At 72.2% G+C, this 23,692-nt stretch carries 17 protein-coding genes; 4 read left to right on the forward strand and 13 right to left on the reverse strand.

The features are described 5' to 3' along the window. Positions 1 to 2: 2 nt before the first annotated feature. The 3 genes from ACIBMZ_RS05200 to ACIBMZ_RS05210 all read right to left on the reverse strand — a co-directional run bounded on the left by ACIBMZ_RS05200 (position 3) and on the right by ACIBMZ_RS05210 (position 3,707). Complete coding sequence (locus ACIBMZ_RS05200) at positions 3 to 1,217, reverse strand: glycosyltransferase (protein ID WP_396691266.1); 1,215 nt, start codon at positions 1,215 to 1,217, stop codon at positions 3 to 5. After that, on the reverse strand, positions 1,201 to 2,658 hold the full coding sequence (locus ACIBMZ_RS05205; RefSeq protein WP_396691268.1) for a lipopolysaccharide biosynthesis protein: 1,458 nt from the start codon (positions 2,656 to 2,658) through the stop codon (positions 1,201 to 1,203). Before ACIBMZ_RS05205 ends, ACIBMZ_RS05200 begins: the two co-directional genes overlap by 17 nt. Positions 2,659 to 2,750: 92 nt before the next feature. Further along, a complete protein-coding gene (locus tag ACIBMZ_RS05210; protein WP_396691270.1) occupies positions 2,751 to 3,707 on the reverse strand; it encodes an NAD-dependent epimerase/dehydratase family protein in 957 nt (318 codons plus the stop codon). A gap of 171 nt (positions 3,708 to 3,878) precedes the next feature. Here ACIBMZ_RS05210 and ACIBMZ_RS05215 point away from each other — a divergent pair, with 171 nt between their 5' ends. Further along, entirely contained in the window at positions 3,879 to 5,903 is a 2,025-nt protein-coding gene (locus tag ACIBMZ_RS05215; RefSeq protein WP_396691271.1) for a hypothetical protein, read from the forward strand. Positions 5,904 to 5,908: 5 nt separating this feature from the next. Here ACIBMZ_RS05215 and ACIBMZ_RS05220 read toward each other — a convergent pair whose 3' ends face one another. From ACIBMZ_RS05220 to ACIBMZ_RS05255, 8 genes are all read right to left on the reverse strand, one after another. Continuing rightward, positions 5,909 to 6,415 (reverse strand): acyltransferase, encoded by a 507-nt coding sequence (locus ACIBMZ_RS05220; RefSeq protein ID WP_350695239.1) that lies wholly within the window; start codon positions 6,413 to 6,415, stop codon positions 5,909 to 5,911. A gap of 148 nt (positions 6,416 to 6,563) precedes the next feature. Next, positions 6,564 to 7,784 carry a glycosyltransferase gene (locus tag ACIBMZ_RS05225; RefSeq protein ID WP_396691274.1) on the reverse strand — a complete coding sequence of 407 codons (1,221 nt, stop codon included), beginning with the start codon at positions 7,782 to 7,784 and terminating at the stop codon, positions 6,564 to 6,566. A 589-nt stretch (positions 7,785 to 8,373) separates the two neighbouring features. Continuing rightward, the gene (gene wecB / locus ACIBMZ_RS05230; protein WP_396691276.1) at positions 8,374 to 9,498 is read right to left on the reverse strand and encodes a non-hydrolyzing UDP-N-acetylglucosamine 2-epimerase; all 1,125 of its coding nucleotides are present in this window, start codon (positions 9,496 to 9,498) and stop codon (positions 8,374 to 8,376) included. A 49-nt stretch (positions 9,499 to 9,547) separates the two neighbouring features. Continuing rightward, on the reverse strand, positions 9,548 to 10,789 hold the full coding sequence (locus ACIBMZ_RS05235) for a glycosyltransferase (RefSeq protein WP_396691278.1): 1,242 nt from the start codon (positions 10,787 to 10,789) through the stop codon (positions 9,548 to 9,550). 234 nt (positions 10,790 to 11,023) lie between these two features. Then, positions 11,024 to 12,208, reverse strand: a complete 1,185-nt coding sequence (locus tag ACIBMZ_RS05240) for a polysaccharide pyruvyl transferase family protein (RefSeq protein ID WP_396691279.1) — start codon at positions 12,206 to 12,208, stop codon at positions 11,024 to 11,026. Next, positions 12,205 to 13,470, reverse strand: a complete 1,266-nt coding sequence (locus ACIBMZ_RS05245; RefSeq protein WP_396691281.1) for a hypothetical protein — start codon at positions 13,468 to 13,470, stop codon at positions 12,205 to 12,207. The genes ACIBMZ_RS05240 and ACIBMZ_RS05245 overlap by 4 nt, the downstream gene beginning before the upstream one ends. Further along, positions 13,467 to 14,633, reverse strand: coding sequence for a hypothetical protein (locus tag ACIBMZ_RS05250; RefSeq protein WP_396691283.1), 1,167 nt, complete (start codon positions 14,631 to 14,633; stop codon positions 13,467 to 13,469). The genes ACIBMZ_RS05245 and ACIBMZ_RS05250 overlap by 4 nt, the downstream gene beginning before the upstream one ends. Before the next feature lie 128 nt (positions 14,634 to 14,761). Further along, positions 14,762 to 15,955, reverse strand: a complete 1,194-nt coding sequence (locus ACIBMZ_RS05255; RefSeq protein ID WP_396691285.1) for a glycosyltransferase — start codon at positions 15,953 to 15,955, stop codon at positions 14,762 to 14,764. Between the two features lie 329 nt (positions 15,956 to 16,284). Here ACIBMZ_RS05255 and ACIBMZ_RS05260 point away from each other — a divergent pair, with 329 nt between their 5' ends. Next, complete coding sequence (locus ACIBMZ_RS05260) at positions 16,285 to 17,211, forward strand: NAD(+)/NADH kinase (RefSeq protein ID WP_396691287.1); 927 nt, start codon at positions 16,285 to 16,287, stop codon at positions 17,209 to 17,211. Between the two features lie 203 nt (positions 17,212 to 17,414). Then, positions 17,415 to 19,274: a polysaccharide biosynthesis protein gene (locus ACIBMZ_RS05265; RefSeq protein WP_396691288.1), complete on the forward strand. Its 1,860-nt coding sequence runs from the start codon at positions 17,415 to 17,417 to the stop codon at positions 19,272 to 19,274. A gap of 186 nt (positions 19,275 to 19,460) precedes the next feature. Here the strand turns inward: ACIBMZ_RS05265 and pgm are convergent, their stop codons facing one another. Both pgm and glgC read right to left on the reverse strand, forming a co-directional pair. After that, positions 19,461 to 21,104 carry a phosphoglucomutase (alpha-D-glucose-1,6-bisphosphate-dependent) gene (pgm, locus tag ACIBMZ_RS05270; protein WP_396691290.1) on the reverse strand — a complete coding sequence of 548 codons (1,644 nt, stop codon included), beginning with the start codon at positions 21,102 to 21,104 and terminating at the stop codon, positions 19,461 to 19,463. After that, complete coding sequence (glgC, locus tag ACIBMZ_RS05275) at positions 21,101 to 22,333, reverse strand: glucose-1-phosphate adenylyltransferase (RefSeq protein ID WP_350695255.1); 1,233 nt, start codon at positions 22,331 to 22,333, stop codon at positions 21,101 to 21,103. The genes pgm and glgC overlap by 4 nt, the downstream gene beginning before the upstream one ends. A 71-nt stretch (positions 22,334 to 22,404) precedes the next feature. Between glgC and glgA the strand changes: the two genes are divergently transcribed. Continuing rightward, positions 22,405 to 23,607 carry a glycogen synthase gene (glgA, locus tag ACIBMZ_RS05280; protein WP_396691292.1) on the forward strand — a complete coding sequence of 401 codons (1,203 nt, stop codon included), beginning with the start codon at positions 22,405 to 22,407 and terminating at the stop codon, positions 23,605 to 23,607. Positions 23,608 to 23,692 lie beyond the last annotated feature (85 nt).

The following is a 23,692-nucleotide window of genomic DNA, read 5'->3' on the forward strand; positions in this document are numbered from 1 at the left end:
GGTCACCGTTCCGAGCCGACCCGCTGCCGGCTCCGCTGTGCTGTCGGATGTTCCCGTGGTCGATAGATGGCGAGGTGGGCGGCGAGGGCGGCGTCGATGGCGAAGACGCTGTCGGCGAAGCGCGCGGCGGCCGTCTGCGGCGTCGTCGACGCGGTGTACGCGGCGGCGGTCCGCACCGCCTCGGCCCAGGCCCTCGGCGGCGCGTCGGTGTCGACGACCGCCACGCCGGGCAGGTGCGACTCGATGAACCGCACCCCGGGCAGGTCGGCGGCGACGGTGCCGACGCCCAGCGCGACGGGTTCCAGCACTCCCCCGGGCAGCCCTTCCAGGCAGGAGGGGTGCACCACCACGTCGGCCTGCCGCAGCAGGTGGCCCACGTCGTCGCGTGGGCCGAGCAGGTGCACCCGGTCGGCGAGTCCGGCGGCGTGCGCCGCCGCACGGACCCGCGCGTCGTCGTCGGCGTCGTCGCCGGGACCGACCAGCACCGCGTGTGCCGGCACGCCCAGCGACCGCAGCTCGGCCAGGATCGGCGGCAGCAGCCAGCGCCGCTTCTCCGGCGAGGCCCGCCCGACGCTGACACAGACGAGGGCGCCCGGTTCGGCGCCGACCAGTGCGCGCAGGTCGTCGCGGCCGGGTGCCCGCAGCCGGTCGAGGTCGAGGCCGTTGAGCACCACCCGGCAGCGCCGGTCGCGCTGCCACTGCGGGTCGTAGCCGAAGGTGAGCGAGCTGGGCGAGACACCGAGGATGTCGGTGGCACTGTGCCGCAGCAGCCGACCGCAGAGCCGTCGGTAGACGCGCCGCCGTAGGCTGCGGCGGACGTTGTCGTCGCCCCGGAAGTGCGCCACCCGAACGGGTACGCCGCAGAGCCGGGCCAGTGCCAGCGGTACGCCGGAGAAGTTGGCGCAGTCGACGTGCACCACGTCCGGACGCAACCGCCGCAGCAGCCCGAGCAGGCGCGGGGCGAAGTCGGCGTCCAGCGCGATCGGGGTGACCGTGCCACCGTGCCGGGTGACCACGTCGGCCAGCGGGCCGGGGCCGATCCGGTGGCTGAGCGTCACCAGGTGCACCTCGACACCGGCGGCGGCCAGCCGGGGCAGCAGCTCGGCGGTCCGCATCTCGGTGCCGCCGAAGTTCAGCTCGCCGACGATGCGCAGGACCCGGCACGGCGGCTCGGGGTGGCGCGGGCCCGGCGTCGCCGGGTCATCCCGGGTGGACACCGGCGTGCTCCTTCGCTCGTCGGGCCGGTCGGCGGGGCCGGTCACCGGCGAGCGCCCGCCGGTAGCCCACGATCACCGCCGGCCACATGGTCAGCACGTACGCGAGACAGGCCGCGACCGGCAGGCCGACGAGCCCGAACTGCCGCAGCCCCCAGACCTTGAGCCCGGCCGCCAGCACCAGGAACGACGCCCAGCCGACGAACTGCGGACGGAGCAGGCCGACGCTGTTCTGCACCATGGTCAACGGAGAGGTGACGGCGACCAGGAAGGACCAGGCGGCCAGCCCGGCCAGGAGCGCGACCGACACCGAGGCGCGGTCGATGCCGCTCACCCACGACTCGACCAGCCGGGGGCCGACGCCGACCAGCGCGCCGCCGACCACACCGACGATGACGCCGTAGAGCAGCACCATGCGTCGGGTGTTGCGGCGCACCCAGGCCACCTCGCCCCGGGCCAGGGCGGTGCCGTTGACCGGCCAGATCGTCATGCCGACCAGCCCGACGAAGATCGACAGTACGCCGAACAGCTTCCCGACCACCGCGTAGTGGGCCGCCACCGCCGGCCCGAGCAGGTACGCGACCAGCGGGCTGTCCATGTTGAGCGCGATCGACGACATGGTGGTGAGCGCGAAGAACTGGAGACCGAGCCGGAGCAGGCCGACGGCGGTGGCCCGGTCCACCAGGGCCGGACCGGGCCGCAGCGCGGGCTCCTGGAACCAGAAGTACGCCACCGTGTTGAGCAGGTTGGTCAGCGGCACGGCCAGCACCGCGCAGCCGATCACCACCAGCGGACCCCACCCGGCGGCGATGGCGCCGAGCACCGCGCCCATCGCCACCAGCGCACCGGCCGACTGCCAGACGTTGCTCTGCACCACCTGGCCCCGGGCGTACTGGATCCGCTGGATCAGCGAGAACGGGATGTTGACGGCGAAGGCCCCGAAGCAGAGCAGCACCATCGTGGACGCGTCCGCGGCGACCCGCGCGTCGGTCACGCCGAACAGCCCGGCCCATCCCACCGTGGGTACGACCGCCACCAGCGCGACGACCAGCACCACGGCGACCGCGCCGAGGGTGGCGAAGGCGCTGGAGATCTCCCGCGCCTGGGCCCGGACGTCGGTGACGTGGTGGCTCAGCCGGGTCAGCAGCCCGTTGCCCAGCCCCAGGTCGGCGAACCAGGCCATGCCGGTCAGCGCGGTGACCGCCATCCATAGGCCGTACCGCTGCTCGCCGAGGTAGCCGAAGCAGGCCGGGGTGACGACGAGCGGCGCGGCCAGGCCGATCCCCTTCGCCGCCATCGCGGCGGCGATGCCGACCGTGACGCGTCGGTCCCGCTCCCCCGCCACCTCGGACGGCGTCGGCGCGGCGGCGGCCGGTGCCGTGTCGGTGGCCGGTGCCGCCGGCAGGGTCTCCACGGCGGACGGCGCGTCGACGGCCTGCGGCATCTCGGCGGGAGGCGGCGTCGAGGTCTGTGCAGGGTCGACGGGAGGGCTCGGGGCCCTCGACCGCCCCGGTCCGGTCCGGCTCGCCGCCCGGTTCACCGGGTCCCGGCGGGTGCGAGGTCGCGCCGCCCGGACATCCACGCGACGGTGGCGCGCAGGCCGTCGAGACGGTCGACCGGGGTCACGTCCGGGAACAGGTCCCGCAGCAGGGTGTCGTCGGCCAGCGAGTGCGGCACGTCGCCGCCGCGCGGGGCGGCGTACTCACGGGCGATCGGTCGCCCGAGCAGCCCCGCCAACTCGTCGACGACCTCCAGCAGGGTGGCCCGCGCCCCGAAGGCGAGGTTGACCGGGTGCGGGTGCTGCACCCGGCGGCGCAGCGCGTCCAGGATGACCTGGCACACCGTGCCGACGTAGGTGAAGTCGCGGGACTGGGTGCCGTCGCCGTGCACCACGACCGGCTCGCCGTGCAGGGCGGCGTGCGCGAAACGCGGGATGACCGCCGCGTACGGGTGGTCGTGCCGCTGCCCGGGCCCGAACACGTTGAAGAACCGGAAGGCCAGCGTGGGCAGGCCGAACGACGCCTGGTACGCCAGCGCGTACGCCTCGGTGGCCAGCTTGCTCGCCGCGTACGGGCTCATCGGCCGGGTCCAGGTCAGCTCCGCCTTGGGCAGCGCCGGGTTCGTGCCGTACACCGACGACGACGAGGCGACGACGACGTGCGCGACGTGGTGTCGGCGGGCCGCCTCCAGCACCATCAGCGTGCCGGTCGCGTTCGCCTGGTGGGAGGCGACCGGGTCCGCCAGGGAGCGGGGCACGCTCGGCAGGGCCGCCAGGTGGACCACCGCCTCCCGGCCCGCCATCGCGGTGTCCAGGGCGACCGGGTCCAGGATGGAGCCCTCGACCAGGTCGACGCCGAGCCCGTCCAGGTTGCCGGGCAACCCGACGGAGAGATCGTCGAGGACGGTCACCTCTTTGACGGCGGGATCGGCCAACGCGGCGCGGGCCAGATTGGATCCGATGAAACCGGCCCCGCCGGTGACCAGAACTCGCATGGACATAACCCCCGAATGAATGTCGAAGGTATGTATATCGACTCATCTGGGTCAGCGTCCCGCGTTCGCGGAATTCCGCGCTGCTGTCCGGGAGCCGACCGTGCACCGCTGACCAGGGGCGACGTGGCGCACAGTGACATCATCGGGACGCGTCACGGCGGAGGTGCCGGCATGGGAGAACTGATCGTCTACCGTTCCAACGCCCTGATGACCATCCGGTCGCGTTTCGACGCCACCCGGGACGTGCTGATGCCGGCGAACATCGCCTATCCCCTGGGCATGGTCGGCATGTGGCACTCCAGCCTGCCGCAGGTCACGCTCGTCCCGTCGACGGCGACCGACGCCCAGGTGTGGCCCTCCCCGTCGGCCGTGGGCACCCCGATCCACGACACCTCCGACGACAACTGCCCGATCAACACCGGCTGGTCGTACGTGGGCGGCAACCACGGGTACAACGTGGGCGACCAGATCGTCGTGACCAACCACGGCAAGACCACCGCCGACGTGGGTTCCCGGTGGACCGACGGCACCGAGGTTTTCACGCTGCTCGCCATCACCAACGCCGACAGCCTGCTGTTCGGCAACCCGTACGTGATCGTGGCCGGCGTCGCCCAGGGCGCGCGGCTGCGGCCGGCGGCACCGCTGACCCACCTCTCCGGCGCGACGAACCGCACCACCGTGCCGATCACGGGTCTCACGCCGGACGTCCAGATCCGCCCGGCCACGCACAGCCACGTGGTGAGCGTGGAACTCGACGGTCGGGCGCTGCCGGACGGTCGACGTACCGGCCAGGAACTGCGGATCCGGGAGTCGTACGTGATCCCGTCCTATCGCGGGATGATCGACACCGCCCAGGCGAACATCGGCACGCCGATCGCCACGATCATGACCCGCGTCCCGTCGCTGTGCCGGATCGACAACCTGTACCGCTGGAGCACGGACGGGCTGCTGATCTCGCAGACGGTCACCGCGCTCGACCGCTTCGCCCTGAACGCCGGGGTCACCCAGTGTTCGGCGCTGACCGTGCCGACCGGCGGCAGCCGCCGACAGTTCATGCCGAACGTCGGGGTCGCCGGCTCGCTGAACTGGTCGACCTGGGCGAAGCTCGACACGCTGACCGCCCTCACCGACATCACCCCGGCCACGCTGCGGGACCCACTGACCCCGGCCGCGAGCATGACCCAGTGGGTGATCGACTCCGGCGGGGAGCAGAGGTGGGGTATCGCGGTCGGACTGCTGCCGTTGGACGACGGGCGACGGGCGGTCCGGGTCCGGCACACCACGGACAAGTCCTGGTTCGTCAGCTCCAGCCTGAAGAAGAACTACCCGCAACTGGTGTGGGGACGCAGGCTGGAGCCGGGTGACTCGGTGACCGGCACGGCGTACCGCCGCTATCTGGCGCCGCCCTCGACCGCCACCGAGATCGTCGTCTCCACCGGCACCCACGACGTCGTGGTGATCGAGCGGGTCGACCCGGTCGCCCAGACCCGGATGCCGGCACCCCGGCTGTACCACCGGCGGCTGGTCGCCGAGGGTCCGACCAACCTCACGGTGCCGGACCGGGTCGCCGTCGACGGCATCCCGTACGCGGTGCCGGTCTCGCCCGGGTACGGCATGTGGCGTGCCGAGCCCGCCCCACCGGCCCCGCCGCAGGTGCCCGGCGTCGTGCTCGGGGTCGGCAGCTACTTCCTGCCGCTGGCCGGTCCGACCCGGGCCAGCACGTACACCGGCGCGTTCCAGCGGCTCCTGCTGTACCCGGTCTACCTGGCCGAGGCGACCCCGGTCGACCGGGCCTGCGTCGAGGTGACCGCACCCGGCACCGGCGTGCTGCGCCACGGCGTGTACGCCCACGACCCGGCCACCGGACGGCCCGCGTTCCTCGGCCCGATCGCCGACTTCGGCACGCTGGCGGTGACCACCGCCGGGATCAAGGAGTCGGTGCTGGGCACGCCGGTGATGCTGCCCGGCGGTTGGCACTGGTACGCGCTGGTCTGGCAGGGCACCGGCAGCACCGCGCCGACGCTGCTGGCCGAGGCGGCGGGCGGGACGGCGCTGAACATCGGCACCGACCGGGCGGCGATGTCCGGCGACCGGTACGGCTACCAGGTGACCGGCGTGACCGGCGCCCTGGGCGCGATCACGGTCGACGACGTCCACCGGTTCCCGCCACCACGGGTGGCCTACCGGCGGGCCTGACGGCCTCAGGCCGTGGTCACCCCGTAGATCCGCTTCATCGCCTCGTGCTTGGCCGGCACCGGCAGGTGGCCGATCCCCAACGACTTGGCCTGCAACCGCGCGAGGTACTCGTCGGTGGTGCGCAACGGTCGCGCCGGCACCCCGGCGGCCACGGTGTTGTCCGGGATGTCCCGGGTGACGATCGAGCCCGCCCCGATCACGCACCGGTTGCCGATGGTGACGCCCGCCAGGATCATCGACCGCATCCCGATGTAGACGTCGTCGCCGACGACGATCGGCGCGGTCCAGTCCAGGTCCGGGTGTTCCTTACGGAGGATCAGCGTGCCGCCGTCGTGCGTGACGAACTGGACCTCGGAGGTGATGAAGACGTTGTCGCCGAGGGTGATCAGCCAGGGCTCCGAGCCGAACATCGCCCGGCTGATCCCATAGAACCGGACCCGGCCGGTCAGGTTCACCCCGAGCGAACGGGCGAACGCCTCCGGGTCGCGGGTGGCGGCGAGATGGTCGCGCACCCGCTGGACCATGGTACGAACGCGACGAGACACCTGACGTCCTCACCTGACGAAGTACGCGGCGACGGGCCGGCGTGCCCGCACCGCCGGACACCTCCCGCAACGATCCGCCCGGGGTACGGGTGACGGACCTCCGGCGGGTCGACGGTCAGCGGCAGAACCGGCGGGCGTGCTCCAGCACGTTGAGTTCCCGGCTCTGTCGCCGCCAGATCCGGTACCGCCGGGCGGCGACCCGTTTCGCCTCGGCGCGCTCGGCGACCGGGCGGTCGGCGAGCCGGTCGAGCACCGTGCTGAACCCGGCGGCCGTGGCGGGGCGCACCACCGCTCCCCCGGCCTGCGTGATCAGCTCGCTGAACGGTGTCTCGTCGGAGCAGATCACCGGGCAGCCGGCGGCCAGGCTCTCGACGATCACGTGACCGTAGTTCTCGCCCAGCGTCGGGAAGAGGAACGCGTCGTACCGGCCGAAGGTCGCAAGCACCTGCCCCGCCGGGAGTTCGCCCCGGTAGGCGACCCGGACGTGCTCGGGCATCGACTCGACGATCCCGCGACACCGCGCCCAGTACGCCTCGTCCTCCACCGGCCCGAAGATGTCGAACTCGACCGGCCGGGTCGTACCGGCCACCGCCTCCAGCGCCGTGACCAGGTTCTTAATCGGCGAGATCCGGCCCACGAAGACCAGCCGCAGCGGCCCCTCGCGCGGCTCGGCGGGCGGGGCGGGATCCTCCGGCACGGCGCACTCGTTGCCGTTGACCATCACCCGGGCCCACGGCACGGCCGCCCGGATCTGCTCCTCCTCCCGCCGGCTGCACGCCTGCCAGCGCACGCCGAGCCGACGCAGCAGCGGTGCCCACACCGACAGGAACAGTCGCTTCTTGCGGGACCTGATGTCCAGGGCGGCCGGAGCCAGTTCCCCGCGCGGCGCGAGCAGGATCGCCCCGGCGCGCAGCACGCCCGAGGCGACCGCGAGGATCGACACCACCGAGAACGGCGACCAGAGGCTGTTGACGTAGAGCAGGTCGACCGGTCGGGAGCGGACGTGCCGCAGCAGCCGCGCCCAGTGCCGGAGCGCGAACGGGTCGAGGTAGAACACGGCCGAGCGGGCGTCGCGGCGCAGCAACCGCCCGGACAGCCCCGGGTAGGACGCCGGTGAGTGCAGGTCACGATCCCGGGTGACCAGGGTGACGTCGAGGTCGTCCGGCAGGGTGTCCAGGATGTAGCGCAGCGAACGGATCGGCCCGCCGCCCCGGAAGCCGGGCTCGAACACACCGGCGGTCGCGACGACCCGGTAGCCGTCCGACTCGACGGCGGACCGCGACGCCGACCGGTGCGTACCGGCGACGGGCGGACGGGTCCTCACCAGCTCGTTCACTGTGTGGCTCACCTTCAGGAAGCGGGCGTCCGTCACCGCAGGCCACAGCCGCGCCCGCCGGTGCGGAGGTGGGGCCTGCGGACCGGTGTCGGCGCGACCGTCACCATCGACGCTCCGGGGCGGCTCGGATGGCGGAGAGCGACCGGCGTTCTCCCCGGACGAGGGAGCCACGGGTGACGACCGACGTAGTGATCGTAGGAGTCGGCGGAATGGGCCGTGAGGCGTATCGGGTAATTTGTCTACTCAACACGCCGATGTCCCGCGAACCCCGATGGCGGGTGCGCGGATTCGTCGACGACTACCCCACCGAGCCGGACGTCGCGCCATCTCCCACTACGGACTGCCCGCCGCCACGGTGATCCACCCGGACGCCGAGATCGGTGCGGACTGCGTGGTCGGCGAGGGCGTGTTCGCCGCCGGTGGCGCGCGTGACGACCGACGTGGTCCTCGGCCGCCACGTACCCCTCAACCAGAACTGCACGGCACGACGCGGTGCTGGGCGACTACGTGTCGGTCAACCCGCTGGCCGCCGTCTCCGGCCACTGCCGCCTCGCCGAGGGCGTGATGGTCGGCACCACCGCCGCCGTCCTCAGTGCCGGATGCCCGCCCAGTCGTGATGACGGCGCACGGTCGACAGGATGAAGTCGACCACCCGGCGTGAGGTGTCCGGGACCTGGTAGTCCAGCGGACAGCCGGCGGCACCGGCGGCGGCCTGCGCCACCACCACCCGGACCGCCTCCACCACCCCGGCCGGGTCCAGGCCGGTCATCACGATCGACCCGGTGTCCAGCGCCTCGGGGCGCTCGATCGACTCGCGCAGGGTCACCGCCGGGAAGCCGAGGATCGCCGACTCCTCGCTGACCGTGCCGCTGTCCGAGAGCGTGCACCGGGCGTGCCGTTGCAGGGTGACGTAGTCGAAGAAGCCGAACGGCTCGTGGAAGGCGATGGCCTCCAGCCGCGTACCGTCCACGGCGAGGGACTCCAACCGCTTGCGAGTGCGCGGATGGGTGGAGACCAGCAGCGGCAGGCCCCACTCGTCGCGTACCGCGCAGAGACAGTCCAGCAGCCGGCGGAGCCGGTCCGGGTGGTCGACGTTCTCCTCCCGGTGGGCGCTGACCACGACATAGCCACCGGGCTCCAGGTCGAGCCGCGCCAGCACGGTCGAGGCGTCGATCTGCGGCCGGTAGTGGTCCAGCACCTCGCGCATGGGCGAGCCGGTGTGCAGGATCCGCCGGGGGTGCAGGCCCTCGGCGAGCAGGTTGCGCCGGGCGTGCTCGGAGTAGACCAGGTTGAAGTCGGCGACGTGGTCGACCATGCGCCGGTTCGTCTCCTCCGGCACGTTCAGGTCGAAGCAGCGGTTGCCGGCCTCCATGTGGTACACCGGCACCTTCATCCGTCGGGCCATCAGCGCCGAGATCGCGCTGTTGGTGTCACCGAGCACCAGCAGCGCGTCCGGACGGGTCTCGGCGATCGCGGCCTCGGTGCCGACCAGGACTGCGCCGAGCAGGGTGCCGAGCGAGCTGGTGTCCGCACGCAGGAACCGGTCCGGCGCGCGGACCCCCAGCTCGGTGAAGAAGATGTCGGACAGGGCCGGGTCCCAGTTCTGTCCCGTGTGCACCAACGTGTGCTCCACGGTCCGGTCCAGCGCGTCGATCACCCGGGCCAGCCGGATGATCTCCGGCCTGGTCCCGACGACGGTCATCACCCGGGTCACGGGCATTCTCCTCACAGCGGTCTTCCGGTGGACGGTGCGGCCCACCGGTTCAGGACGTACGCCCCTGCGGGGGCACCCGGTACGCCGGGTCGCGGATCACGTGCCGGGCCTGGTCGAGCACGCTGACCCGGGTCAGGCTCGCCCGCCAGCGCCGGTACGCCGCACCGGCGGCCACCCGGGCCGCGTGCCGCTGCTCCGGTGCGGCCGTGGCGACCTCGGTGACCAGTGCGCCCAGGGCCGACGGGGTCAGATCGGTCAACACCAGCCCGCCACCGTCGCGCAGCACGCCGGTCCAGGGGGTGCGGTCGGAACAGATCACCGGGCAGTACGCCGACAGGCTCTCCGCGATGGCGTTGCCGAAGTTCTCGCCCCGGGTCGGCAGCACGAACGCCTCGTACCGGGAGAAGGTCTCGCGGACGTGGTCGGGGTGCAGCTCGCCGCGATAGGCGACGGTGGCCTGCTCGGGCAGGGCCGCGATCAGTTCCTGGCACCGTCGCCAGTACCCCGGGTCCTCCACCGGGCCGTACACGTCCAACCGGACCGGCACCGGCACGTGGGCGAGCGCGCGGAGCACCAGGTCGAGGTTCTTCATCGGGGAGATCCGTCCGATGAAGACCAGCCGCGCCTGCGCGGTCGGCGGCAGCGTGACCGGCTCCGGATCCGGCTCGGGACCGCTGGCGACGGCGACCACCCCGATCCGGGCCCGGGGCAGCACCCGCCGGATGTCGGCGGCCTCGGCCGGAGTGGTGGCGTGCCACAGCACCCGGGGCTGGGCGAGCATCCACCGCCAGCCGGCCAGGAAGATCCGCTTGCGCAGGCCGTGCAGCCGCAGCGCGGCCGACCCGAACTCGCCCCGGGGCGCCACCAGCACGCGCCGCACCCGCAGCAGGCCGAGCCGGGCCGCGACGATGGGCAGGATGGAGAAGGTCGACCAGACGCTGTTGACGTAGAGCAGGTCGAACCGGACCGTGCGCAGCGCGCGCCAGAGTTGCCGCCAGTGCGCCGGACGGCGTACCCCGAGGTAGAAGATGCTGGTCCGGCCGAATCGCGCCCACCGACCGGAGAGACCGGGATAGGGATCGCGCGAACCGAGGTCGTGGTCACGGGTCAACATGGTCGTCTCGATGTCGTCGCTGGCTTTCGCGAGCACGTCCGAGATCGAGCGGACCGGGCCGCCGGCACGCCAACCGGGAACGAAGTACTCCGCCGTCACGAGAACGCGGAATTGCTTCTCGTCATATTCCGAGAGTCCCTCTCGAAATTGCGACACGGGGGTGGTGTCGTTGACCATCTTCGCTCCTCGCCGGCAGCACAGGACTGATTGGCCCAACGATCGAGCGCTTCTGCGGTGACTGCCGGACGCAGGAGGCGACACCTTCCGAACAGTTTGTGCAGAACGCAATCCGAAACCCCGAACAACGCAATAGATACCAGGCGACACACACCGCCGGCACAGCGCTAGGGGACGTGCGCCGCCCGTGGGGGGACTGAGCACCCGCCTCCGGCCGGGACGGTCGGCGCCGGGCTACCGCGAGCCGGCGCCGATCGTGCCCCGGACCGTACGACCGAGCCGCCGGTAGATGTTGACCGCCGTGCCGGAGGTCTGGAACCTCAGCCGGTCCCCGGCGCTCAGCATCGCGCGCGTGACGGGCACCTGGCCGGCGAGTGCCCGCCGCAACCACGGTCCGACCACCTCGGCCGCCCGTGGCACCACGTCGTCGTCGACGGCGGGGGGCAGCACCCGGTCGTAGATCCGCAGCCCGTCGAAGGGCTGGTCGAAGAAGGCCGCCGTCTTCGGCGCGTACGAGATCGGCAGGATCGGCACGTCCAGGGCCGCCCAGAGCGCGCTGGAGTGCAGCTTCATCGAGACGGCGACCGTGCACTCCGCCATCGCGGCGGCGAAGTCGAGCAGGTCCACGCCCTCGTACGGCAACACCGTCGCGTCACCGCCGGCCAGTTGCCGGCACACCTGTTCGGTGAAGGTCACATCGGGTCCACCGGCCCCCGCCTCCAGGACGAAGAGGCGCACCGCGTCGACGCCGTACCGCTCGGCGACCCGGGCCACGTGGCGGGCGGTGTCGGTCACGTCCAGCCCCGGCCACCGCCGCAGCGCCACCCCCAGCACCTCCGGCCGGTCGCGCCCGGCCGCTGCGGGACGTACCCCCAGCCCGTCGAGGAAGGTCCGGTCGACGAAGTCCCGGCAGCGCCGGGCCCGCCACCCCAGCCGCTGCTCCGCCAGGGTCACCGAGTCGCCGTCGCGCAGGTAGCACTCGTCGAACGGGGACCCGAGGGCCCGCAGCCGACGTTCCCAGTCCGCGCTGAGCGGGCCGAGACCGAGCCCCACAGCGAGCACCGGCACCGCCGGCAGGTGTCCCGGCAGGAAGCTCAGCCACCGGTAGGGAGTGTGCGGGTGATGGCTGGTCTGGAGCAGGCCACCGCCGCCGAACAGCACGGCGCGGCAGCCCTGGAAGCTCAGTTCGCTGCGGCGGGAGCCGGGCAGGTCCCGTCCGGGGCGGACCGGCCGGGGACGCAGTGGCGCACCGAGCCGGGCCGAGATCGCCGCCCAGTCGATGGGACGACCGAAGCTGAGGTACCGGACCTCGGTCTCCTCTTCCACGTCGGTGGCGGCGGCCACCGCGGCGATCAGGATCAGGTCGTCACCGAAATTGCCGGCCTCACCGAGGCAGACCAGTCCGACGGCACGGGTCACCGCACAACTCCCCTCCGCCCGCCCAGCTTCAGATAGCTGAACCACCAGCAACCGGCGCTGACCAGGGCGAGTACGGCCAGTGCGCCTGCTGCGCCACCGGCTCCGAACAGAACACCACCCGCGACGATCGTCGCGATCCGCACCGGCCCGAGGACCACACCGATCGCCAAGGCACGTCCACCGGCGTGGGCGACGCGGTGCCCGGCGAAGGCGACGAGGGCGACGGGGGCCAGCAACGCCTCGACGGAGAGCAGCGGCAGCAGCGGACGGGCCGCGTCCCAGTTGTCGCCCAGCACGGCCCGGCCGACGTCGTCCGGCAACAGGCACACCGCCAGCACCAGTGGGAGCACCACGCCGCCGGTCACCGCGATGACCGAACCGGCCACCCGCATCCGGGCGCGTGCCGTCTCCGGACGTGCCTGGGCCAGGTACGGGACGATCAGCGAGGAGAGCGTCGTCATCAGCAGCGTCACCGGGCCGAAGACCGTTCGGGCCGCGCCGAGGGCGCCGACCACGGCCACCCCCGCCGTCGCGGCCAGACCGCTCAGGGCCAGTTGGGCCGAACCGGTGGTGACCAGGAACTGCGCGGCGAAGGAGGCGGCCACGCGGGTGCCAGCACGGTCGAGCCCCCAGCCGGGCACCACGCCGTAGCGCAGCCGCAGGGCGGCCACGACACCGATGACCGCACCGGAGACCGCCCAGCCGACGAAGATCATCACCGGCGGCACCGACCCGACCACGGCCGCCCCGACGGCCAGAGCGGTGCAGCCCAGCCAGGCGCACTCCTGGGCCAGCGCGACCCGGGTGCCGCCGACACCGATGCTGATGGCCTTGACGTAGTCGTAGACCACCAGGCCGGGCAGGGCCAGGCCGACCACGGTGAGGTAGTCGGCGCCGACCACCACCCCGGTGGCCGCCGCGAGCAACCCGGACCCGACGGCGACGGTGCAGGCGCGGCGGGCCCCCCACGCGATCTCGGGCCGGGCCGGGCCGGCCCGCGCGGCCAACACCGACTCGGTGACCGCCGTCCGCACCAGACCGATGACCAGTACGTAGATCGAGAATGCCAGGGCGAACTGCCCCAGTCTCGACAGTGACTCACTCCGCGCGACGGAGACCGAGACCATCAGGTTGCCCACGCTCGACAGCCCGTTCACCGACAGCGCCGCCACCGTACGTCGGACGAACGCCCGCCGACCGCCCGCCCGGGGGATCTCGCTCGCCACCGACGGGCCGGTGCGCGGCGCCGCCCGGGTCGTCATGTCGGGAACCGGATGGGCCGCGGCGGTGCCGGCGTCGGCACCCGGTGCCGGGTCAGTCGCAGGAGCAGCAACACCGGCAGCGCGGCGACGCAGAACTGCACGAACGAGATCATGGACTCCGGATAGACCTTCGACCACATCAGTGGGCTGGCGACCGCGAACCCGAAGAGCGCGAGGCGGACCGGTCCCGGTGGACCGCCGGCCCGCAGCAGCAGGACCCCGACGAGGGCCCAACCGGTGTAGAACAGCACCACGCCCCACGGACCGTCGAGGAAGTAGATCGTGCCGAGCGCGAGGAAGGTGTACGCGGACGTCGACGTTCCGCCGAGGTACTCGTTGATCCGCGTGCCGGTCGACAGGGCCGGCCGGTCCGGGTCGAGTGCCCGGGGCACCAGCCCGTACCGCACGATCTGGGACACGCCGGGGCGCTCGATGTCGACCGGCACGTCGTACTCGCTGGCGCGCGTCACCTGTAGGTCGAAACGGAGCCGGTCGCCGGAGGTGACCTCCTCGTCGACCGCCACGCCACCGTCGACCCGGATCTCGTTGCGGGCGGCGTACACCGTCGGCCAGATCAGGAACAGCGCGATGACGGCGATCACCACGAACCGGGTGTGCAGCAACCCGCAGAGGGCCGCCAGCGCCACCACGAAGGAGAGGTAGCCCATCACGGGAGCGGTCAACGCGGTGGCCATCGCCACCACCACCTGCGCGCCGATGAGGTAGGCCGTCCAGCGCAGGCAGGCCAACCGGCCCGCCTGCCCGGCGAGCAGGCTCGCGGCCAGCAGGGCGAAGGCGAGGTATCGCCAGCCCATGAACAGGGAGCTGAGCATGGCCGTCGGTGACGTCACCACCTCGCCGGTGAGCTGGGTGAAGATCGTGCCGCGGCCGGCCCAGGCACCGGCCAGGTCGGCGGTGACACTGACCAGCGTGACCGCGCGGGCGATCGTGAACAGGTGGGGGTGACCGGCGCTGGCCTCGGCCAGGCCGCGTTGCCACTCGCCGCGTCGGCCCACCCGTCGCAGGAAGGCCAGCTCGACGAGTACGCACCCCGGCAGCGCCAGGGCCAGCAGCATGACGATGAAGCCCAGGTCCGGATTGCCGTTGAGTACCGCCATCGGGACGACGAGCACCGCGTACGGGGCCGACACCATCGTGCTCACCGGAAAGAGTTGCAGCAGCCAGTTCAGCCGGGGCAGTCTGCGGCGGCGGCCCCGTGGGGCCCTCGTCGTGTCCGGTGGTGCCGGGGTCGCTGGTCGAGCCTCGGCCACGCGGTACGACGTCGCGCACGTCACCGGTCGGCCGTCCGGTCGGCGAGCAGTCGATCGTAGGTGTCGGTGAATCGGGACAGCGCCGCAGAACGGGAGAAGAGGCACTCGCAGCGTCGACGGGCGGCCTCCGCCATCGCCGGGCCGGAGACGTCCAGGATGTCCAGGATCCGCGCCGCGACGGTCGCGCTCACCTCGTCGGCGGGCTCCAGGGGAACCAACCAGCCGGTCCGCCCGTCGGCGACGCACTCGACGGCCCCGTGGGTGGCCGTGAGCACCGTCGGCAGACCACAGGCCATCGCCTCCACGGCCGAGAGACCGAGGCCCTCCTCGTAGGAGGTCTGGAGGAAGACGGACGCGCCTCGGAACAACTCGACCAGGTCGTCGGCCGGGACGTCGGGGCGTACTCGGACCCGCTCACCGAGCCCGAGTTGCGCGACCAGGTCCGTCACACCCGGTGCGAGCCGCCCCTTGCCGGCGAGGACGAGCGGCGGCAGGTCCGGGCGACGTCGCAGGGCCTCGGCGTAGGCGCGGACCATCCGGTCGAGCCCCTTGCGTGGATCGCCGAGCCGGCAGACCGAGAGCAGGTATCCGTCGGCGCGCCAGCCGGACGGCGACGGTGTGAACCGGGCGGTGTCCACGCCGGGCGGCGCGAGCAGGACGCCCGACAGTCCGAGCGACACCGCCCAGTCGAGGATCACGTGGTTCTCGACCAGGACCGCGTCCGCCGCGCCGAGCGCCGACCGCTCGATCCGGGAGGTGAGCCGGGTCATCGCCGCCCGCCAGAGGTCAGCCGGGTGCCAGGCCCGCAGTGGACGGTGCGCCCGTTCCCACGCGACGAGCGTCGCCATCTGCACCACGACCGGCGGACCGGCGGAGAGCACCGGAGCCGCCCAGGCGGGGGTGCCGCAGACGACCTGGATGCAGTCGTATCCCGCCAACGCCCTGGTCAGTTCCTGCCGAGGCCGGTACCGCATGACCTCCACCTCGACCGCGTTGGCGCCCCAGTACCGCTCGTGCGGCACCGTGTCGGACGGCCGCAGCAGGCTGGCGCGCCGCCAGGACCGGGGCGCGAGCAACCGGCGGCTGCCGGCGTCCCGGACGGACGTCGCCAGGTCGTGCACGTCCACGGCGTACCGGCCGGTGTCCGTCAACCCCTCGTACAGCCAGTTGACCACCGAACCCACCCCGCCGTTGCGGTGCAGCCCGTGGGTCACCAGGGCGACCCGACGGCGCGCCGACGCGGCGGGGCGACGCCCGGTCGGGCCGTGACCCGCCGGTTGCCGACCGGGCGGTGGACACGTCGCTTCCCGAACGCGAACCTGGCCCGGCTCATCACTCATATATCGGCCTCCGCAATATCGGATCGGGTCGAGAAGGAATAGCCAAAATAGCATCGTGGTCGACGAATGCCGAACAAAGGGCACCGCGAGCCGAATTCGTGAATAGTCGTCACGTCGCGCTCGATCAGAATCCGGCACACGCAATTGACGGACGCCGGCCGGTAGGCACCGTGCGGGCGACCGGACTGTGGTGAGCTGGCCACATGGACCGAATCCGGCTCGGGCTGGTGCTCCATCCCACCCGGGACACCTCGCCCGTGGTGGACACCATCGCGGCCTGGGCCGTCCGGCACGACGCCACCCTGGCGGTACGCGTCGAGGACCGCCACCGGGTCCCCGAGTCGGTCCAGGCGATGCCGACGGCGGACCTCGTCGCCCGCTCCGACGTGCTGGTCAGCATCGGCGGGGACGGCACCATGCTGGGCGCGCTCCGGATGGCCGTGAACGACCCCAAGCCGGTGCTCGGCGTGCACCTGGGCAAGGTCGGGTTCCTGGTCGAGGTGGAGCCGCCGGAGGTGCCGGCGGCGCTGGACCGGCTGCTGACCCGGGACTACACCGTGGCGGGACACAGTTGCCTGGCCTGCGACGTGTGCGGCGACGACGTGGTGGCGTTCAACGACATCGCGCTGATCCGTGCGCCCGGCCAGGGATTCGTCACCGCCACCCTGGCCGTGGACGGCCGCCGGTACGGCTACTACCGCTGCGACGCGGTGGTGGTCAGCACGCCTGCCGGGTCGACCGCGTACAGCTACGCGGCGGGCGGGCCGCTGATCTCCCCGGCCACCCGGGCGGTGGTGGTGACCCCGAGCGCGCCGATGTCCGGCATCTCCCGGGCCGTGGTGCTCTCCCCCGACGAGAACGTCCGGCTGGAGCTGCGGCCCGGTTCCGGGCCGGTCGCGGTGGAGGTCGACGGGCTGCTGATCCGCGAGAGGTCGACCTCCGGCGCGGTCGACATCCGCTACCGGCACGACGCGGGCCTGGTGGTGCGCCTCGACCCGGGCCGCTTCCAGGAGCGCAGCCAGCTCAAGTTGAGCCTGCTGGACCTGCCGCTGCTGCCCGAGCAACTGCGCGAGCTGCTCCCCGAGGAGTTGCGTTCACGTCTCGACCGCCGGATACCACCGACGGCCTGAATTCGACGTCTGCGCATTCGGAGAACGTCCCTCGCCCCCCTGCACGCGACAATTGTTCACACTTCCGGAAATGAACGACCGGCCAGAGAAACGTGAAAACGGGAATCGGACGACCTTAATTCCGCTAAGCAGTTAGGGGACGTGCGTGGCCCCAGACCCGATGTGGGTCTTCACCGGCCACGGACAGGACAGGGGAGATCGTCATGCCACCCGAGATAACGCCGACGCCCCAGGACCGGAACAGAGTGAACCGACGCCGCACCGCCGTCTTCCTGGCCGCCGACGCCCTCGCCTGGGTCGGCGGCTTCACCGTGGCCGGCTGGGCCCGCTACGAACAGGTGCCCACCGCGGACAAGGCCACCGACGTGATGCTGCTCGGTGCCGCCACCGCCGTGCTGCACGTCGGGATCAGCGCACTGCGACGGATCTACTCCGGCCGGCAGCCGTTGGGCACCATCGAGGAGGTTCGCGGGCTCGCCGGCACGACCGCCACCACGGCCGCCCTGGCGCTGCTCGCCCTGCTCGCCTTCGGCGAGCGCCCGATCCCGGCCAGCACCCCGGTGGTCGGCGGCGCGCTGGCGCTGCTGTTCATGCTCTGCTCCCGCCTGCTGCACCGGCACCGCCGCGACCGCGCCATGCGTCCGGACGCCCGATCCGCCACCCCGGTGCTCCTGTTCGGTCTGGGCGAGGCCGGTCAGGGGCTGGTCCGGGCCATGCTCGGCGACCCGAAGGGACGCTACCTGCCGGTCGGCGCGCTGGACGACGACCCGGAGCGGCGCGACCTGCGCATCGCCGGGGTCCCGGTGCTCGGCGGCCGGAAGCAACTCGCCGAGGCCGTCCGCCGCACCGGCGCGACCACACTGATCTTCTCGGTGGCGAACGCCGACGCGACCCTGATCCGGGAGATCCGGGAGATCACCCTCCGCACCGGTGCCGCCTTCAAGATCATCCCACCGGTCCGGGAGCTGGTGGACCACCGGATCAGGGTCAGCGACGTCCGCGACGTACAGATCAGCGACCTGCTCGGTCGCCGTCAGGTGGTCGGCGACCTCACGCTCGACGACAACGGCCTCGCCGGTCGGCGGATCCTGGTCACCGGCGCGGGGGGCTCGATCGGCGCGGAACTGTGCCGGCAGATCATGCGCGCCAACCCGGGTGAGCTGATGATGCTCGACCGGGACGAGTCCGCGCTGCACAGCCTCCAGATGTCACTCACCGGGCGGGCCCTGCTCGACGGCCCGGAACTCATCCTCGCCGACCTGCGCGACGACGAGGGCATCCGGCGCATCATGCGGGACCGTCGACCCGAGATCGTCTTCCACGCCGCCGCGCTCAAGCACCTGACCCTGCTGGAACGGCACCCCGGCGAGGCGATCAAGACCAACGTCTGGGGCACGCTCACCGTCCTGGACGCCTGCCGGGACGTCGCCCGCTTCGTCAACATCTCCACCGACAAGGCCGCCAACCCGATCAGCGTGCTCGGCTACTCCAAGCGCCTCACCGAGATGCTCACCGCCCACGCGGCGGCGACCCACCCGGGCACCTTCCTCAGCGTCCGGTTCGGCAACGTGCTCAGCAGCCGAGGCTCGGTGGTGACCGCCTTCCAGCGGCAGATCGAGGCCGGGCAGCCGTTGACCGTCACGCACCCCGACGTGACGCGATACCTGATGACCGTGCAGGAAGCGGTGCACCTGGTCCTCCAGGCGGCCAGCATCGGGCGCGACGGCGAGGCACTGGTGCTCGACATGGGCGAGCCGGTCCGCATCGACGACCTGGCCCGCCGGATGGTCGCCCAGGCGGCCAGCCCGGTGCAGGTCGTCTACACCGGACTGCGCCCCGGCGAGAAGCTGCACGAGGACCTGCTCGGCCACGGCGAGGCCGACCACCGTCCACTGCACCCGCTGATCTCGCACGTGACCGTGCCGGCCCTCGACCCACTAGAGGTCAGTGCGCTCGACCCGTTCGGCGACCCGGGCCTGATCGTCGACCAGCTCGCCGCGCTCTGCGGCGTCTCGCCGGGTACGTCCCGCGAACGCCAGCCGGGCATCCCGCTGGCCCGCTGACACGTCACCGACGTGCCGTCACCCGCACCGGGTGACGGCACGCGGGCGTACGCGTCCACGACTGCCCGACGCCGACGGACCGGTCACGCGCCGCCCGCTGTCCGACGCCGGGCCCGAGCCGGGCCGGGCAGACGCCGGCCGCTGTCCGATACCCGGCGGCAGCCGGGCCGGGCAGGTGCCGAGCCCTCAGGAGTCGGCCAGCACCTCGGTGACCAGTTCCCGCGCCTCCTGCTGGATCCGGGCCAGGTGCTCGGGCCCCTGGAACGACTCGGCGTAGATCTTGTAGACGTCCTCGGTGCCCGACGGGCGGGCGGCGAACCAACCCGAGGCGGTCGTCACCTTGAGCCCGCCGATCGGCGCGCCGTTGCCGGGCGCGGCGGTGAGCGTGGCGGTGATCGGCTCACCGGCCAGCTCGGTGGCGCGCACCTGCTCCGGGGAGAGCTTGCCGAGCACGGCCTTCTGCTCCCGGGTGGCCGGGGCGTCGATCCGGGCGTACGCGGGCGCGCCGAACCGGTCGGCCAACTCGGCCCAGTGCTCGCTGGGCGTCCGGCCGGTGGTGGCGATGATCTCGGCGGCGAGCAGGCAGAGCAGCAGACCGTCCTTGTCGGTGGTCCACGTCCCGCCGTCGCGGCGCAGGAACGAGGCGCCCGCGCTCTCCTCGCCGCCGAAGCCCACCGCGCCGTCGAGCAGTCCGGGCACGAACCACTTGAAGCCCACCGGCACCTCCAGCAACGGACGCCCGAGGTCGACAGCGACCCGGTCGATCATCGACGAGGAGACCAGGGTCTTGCCGACGGCCGCGTCCGGACCCCACTGTTCCCGGGTCCGGAACAGGTGGGCGATCGCCACCGCCAGGTAGTGGTTGGGGTTCATCAGACCGGCGTCCGGCGTCACGATGCCGTGCCGGTCGGCGTCCGCGTCGTTGCCGGTGGCCACCTGGTAGTCGGCGCGCATCGCGATCAGCGAGGCCATCGCGTTCGGCGACGAACAGTCCATCCGGATCTTGCCGTCGCCGTCCAGGGTCATGAACCGCCAGGTCGGATCCACCGTCGGGTTGACCACGGTCAACTCCAACCGGTGCCGCTGGGCGATCTCGCCCCAGTAGTCGACGCTGGCCCCGCCGAGCGGGTCGGCACCGATCCGCACCCCGGCGTCGCGGATCGCGTCCACGTCGATCACCGCCGGCAGGTCGTCCACGTACGCGCCGAGGAAGTCGTACGTGCCGGTGGTGTCGACGGCGCGCGCCCGCGCGTACGGGATGCGTCGCACCTCCTTGAGCCCGGCGGCGAGGATCGCGTTCGCGCGGTCCTGGATCCATCGGGTCACGTCCGAGTCCGCCGGACCGCCGTGGGTGGGGTTGTACTTGAACCCGCCGTCGTCCGGCGGGTTGTGCGACGGGGTGATCACGATGCCGTCGGCGAGCCCGCCGGTGCGACCCCGGTTGTGGGTGAGGATGGCGTGCGAGACCGCCGGGGTCGGGGTGTAGCCGTCCCGGCTGTCCAGCAGCACGGTGACCTCGTTGGCGGCGAGCACCTCCAGGGCGTCCACGGCCGCCGGGGTGGACAACGCGTGGGTGTCCCGGCCCAGGAACAGTGGCCCGTCGACGCCCTGCTCCCGCCGGTGGTCACAGAGCGCCTGGGTGACCGCCAGGATGTGGTCGGAGTTGAACGCGTTGCGCAGGCTCGACCCGCGATGCCCGGAGGTGCCGAAGGAGACCTGCTGTGCCGGGTCGGCCGGGTCGGGATGCTCGGCGTAGTAGGCCGTCACCAGCCGCGGAACGTCGACCAGGTCGGCGGGCTGAGCCGGCTGACCGGCGCGCGGGTGACTCATGGCTCCACCTTCTGTCCTTTGCCGATGACCACGATCCCGTTGTCCGAGACGGTGTAGCGCTGCCGGTCCCGTTCCAGGTCCACGCCGATCTCCGCGCCCTCGGGCACGTAGACGTTCTTGTCGAGGATGGCCCGGCGGACCACCGCGTGCCGGCCGATCTCGACGCCCTCCATCAGCACCGCGCCGTCCACGTGCGCCCAGGAGTGCACCTTGGCCTTCGGCGAGACGATCGAGTTCTCCACCAGCGAGCCGGAGATCACCGCGCCGGGCGACACCATCGAGGCGACCGCCCGGCCGACCCGCTCACCCCACTGGTGCACGAACTTGGCCGGCGGGTACGGCGGCTGCTCGGTGTAGATCGGCCAGTCGAAGTTGTAGAGGTTGAACACCGGGTGGACGTTGATCAGGTCCATGTGGGCGTCGTAGAAGGAGTCGAGCGTCCCCACGTCGCGCCAGTAACCCCGGTCCCGGTCGGTGCTGCCCGGCACCTCGTTGTCGCGGAAGTCGTAGACGTTGGCCTCGCCGCGCTCCACCAGCATCGGGATGATGCTGCCGCCCATGTCGTGCTTGCTGGTCTTGTCCTCGGCGTCGCGCTCCACCGCCTCGATCAGCGCCCTGGTGGTGAAGACGTAGTTGCCCATCGAGGCGTAGATCTCGTCGGGCGCGTCGGGCAGCCCGACCGCGTCGGTGGGCTTCTCCCGGAAGGCCCGGATCCGTCGGCCGTCCTCGCCGACCTCGATCACGCCGAACTGGTCGGCGGTGTGCAGCGGCTGCCGGATTCCGGCCACCGTGACCCCGGCACCGGAGGCGATGTGGTCCTCCACCATCTGCCGGGGGTCCATCCGGTAGATGTGGTCGGCACCGAAGACGATCACGTAGTCGGGCTGCTCGTCGTAGATCAGGTTGAAGCTCTGGTAGATCGCGTCGGCGGAGCCGGCGAACCACCAGGGGCCCCGGCGCTGCTGCGCGGGCACCGGCGTCACGTAGTTGCCCAGCAGCGTCGACATCCGCCAGGTCTTGGTGATGTGCCGGTCGAGGGAGTGGGACTTGTACTGGGTCAGCACGACGATCTTCAGATAGCCGGCGTTGGCCAGGTTGGAGAGGACGAAGTCGACCATGCGGTACATCCCGCCGAACGGGACGGCCGGCTTGGCCCGGTCCGTGGTCAGCGGCATCAGGCGCTTGCCCTCTCCGCCGGCCAGGACGATCGCGAGCACCTTGGCAGCCATGACCAGACGCTATCCATCCCCGTGCCGCTTCACCACTCGTACGGGCACACTTCTGCACTAGGGTGCCGGGCATGACCGACTCCGCCCCCCTTCGCGTCGACCTGCTCACCCGGGAGTACCCGCCCGAGGTCTACGGCGGTGCCGGGGTCCACGTCGAGTACCTGGCCCGGGAGCTGCGCCGGATCACCGAGGTCCGGGTGCACTGCTTCGGTGCGCCGCGTACCGAGCCGGGAGTCCGGGCGTACGCGGACCCGCCGGCGCTGGCCGGGACGAACGCCGCGCTGCGGACCATGGGTGTGGACCTGGAGATGGCCGCCGGCTGTGCCGGCGCGGACGTGGTGCACAGCCACACCTGGTACGCCAATCTCGCCGGACACACCGCGAAGCTGCTGTACGGGGTGCCGCACGTGGTGACCGCGCACAGCCTGGAGCCGCTGCGACCGTGGAAGGCCGAGCAGCTCGGCGGCGGCTACGCGCTCTCCTCCTGGTGCGAGCGCACCGCCTACGAATCCGCCGACGCGGTCGTGGCGGTCAGCGCCGGGATGGGCCGGGACGTGCTGGCCGCGTACCCGTCGGTGGACCCGGAGCGGATCAAGGTGATCTACAACGGCATCGACACCGCGCAGTACGCCCCCGACCCGGGCACCGACGTGCTGACCCGACTCGGCATCGACCCCGCCCTGCCCAGCGTGGTCTACGTCGGGCGGATCACCCATCAGAAGGGCCTGCCGCATCTGCTGCGTGCCGCCCGTGAACTGCCGCCGGAGACGCAGCTCGTGCTGCTGGCCGGCGCACCCGACACGCCGGAGATCGCCGCCGAGGTGGAGGGTCTGGTCGCCGAGCTGCGGTCGCGCCGCTCCGGAGTGGTCTGGGTGGCCGAGATGCTGCCCAAGTCCGAGGTGATCCAGGTGCTCACCCACGCCACCATCTTCGTCTGCCCGTCGGTGTACGAACCGATGGGCATCGTCAACCTGGAGGCGATGGCCTGCGAGACCGCCGTGGTCGCCACCGCCACCGGCGGCATCCCCGAGGTGGTCGCCGACGGCGAGACCGGGCTGCTGGTCCCGATCGACCAGGCCACCGACGGCTCGGGCCGCCCGCTGGACCCGGCCCGCTTCGAGGCCGACCTGGCGGACCGGCTGAACACGCTGCTGGCCGACCCGGTGCGGGCCGCCGCACTCGGCCGGGCCGGGCGCCGACGCGCGGTGGAGCACTTCTCGTGGGACGCGATCGCGCGCCAGACGCTAGAGCTGTACCGCTCGCTTTCGGTGTAAGGCTTTGGGTGTAAGGAAGGGCACCTTATTAACGCCTCGTGCATAGCAGGGGTCCCCTGCTAACACAGCTCACCCCGCACCGTCC

The organism is Micromonospora sp. NPDC049900 (assembly GCF_044461025.1).
Taxonomy (GTDB): domain Bacteria; phylum Actinomycetota; class Actinomycetes; order Mycobacteriales; family Micromonosporaceae; genus Micromonospora.